General features: G+C 37.7%; 1 protein-coding gene and 1 pseudogene. One reads left to right on the forward strand and one right to left on the reverse strand.

The window, feature by feature from the left end:
- The first annotated feature begins 195 nt into the window (after positions 1–195).
- Complete coding sequence (locus tag VXQ92_RS21440; protein WP_001047855.1) at positions 196–549, forward strand: hypothetical protein; 354 nt, start codon at positions 196–198, stop codon at positions 547–549.
- Between the two features lie 22 nt (positions 550–571).
- On the opposite strand, the pseudogene bfmS reads toward VXQ92_RS21440, so the two are convergent.
- A pseudogene (gene bfmS, locus VXQ92_RS21445) lies at positions 572–1013 on the reverse strand (sensor histidine kinase BfmS); the annotation flags it as partial.

Here is a 1013-nt window from a genome sequence, read left to right on the forward strand (position 1 = left end):
ATCTGGTTATAAATACCGTCCACAAACAGCGAAAATGTGAATCAGTGTTTCAACTGACGTGTACTGCTATTTTGGAATGAAGCGTATTTTTATTTCTTTGTAATATTTCCAAGTCATCATCTAGTGTAATGAATTTTATACAATATCTTCTGTTTTGCCATGTATGCTAATAACAGATAATAAGGAGAAAAATGCATGAATCTAGAATATACGCATAAACCAGACTATTACTTGTTTGCACAATTACTGGTGCGACATATAGAAAGCTATATTCATAAACACCCAGATGCAGATAATGCCATTTTTGACTTGCGAGATGTCTATGAAATTTTTAGGCAAGATTTCGCATCAACCACAACAAATCTAGAAGGCATTTTACATATTGCAGACTCATATAGAGTTGAGACTTTGAATGGGGATCAGCCTCTTATTCAAAAATATCAAATTGATGCTAAAAATAATTCGCTCTTGATTGACTTTAATACAGATGCACTCAATAGCCTGAGAAGCGGCAAACCTATTTTGGAACCTGATGCAACTCAGTTATAAATGAACCAATAAAAAAAGCACCTTATGCAGGTGCTTTTTTATTGGTCTTTAATGGCGGTTGTTTAAAGCGATGTGCTGGCCAAGTCATAATAAAGCGTGCGCCTCCCAAGCTTGGGCTTTCATCTACTTTAATTTCACCACCAAACCAGTAAGCAATACGACTTACAATCGAAAGTCCTAAACCATAACCACCAGATGCACGTGTACGGCTATCATCTAAACGTGCAAAGGCTTCAAATACACGTTTGCGGTCTTGCTCAGGAATACCCGGTCCGTCGTCTTCGACACAGACAAAAGCCATGCCATCATTATGAATACCGCCCGTAATCCGAACTTTGTTATCACAATAACGAACTGCATTACCTACCAGATTTTGCACGACACGGTGAAGGTAACGACGCTCTGCATCTACTTTCACATATAAAGGCGGTGGAATAAGTTCAATTTCTTTCTGTGTTTTTAAA

Source organism: Acinetobacter sp. 228, assembly GCF_048147885.1.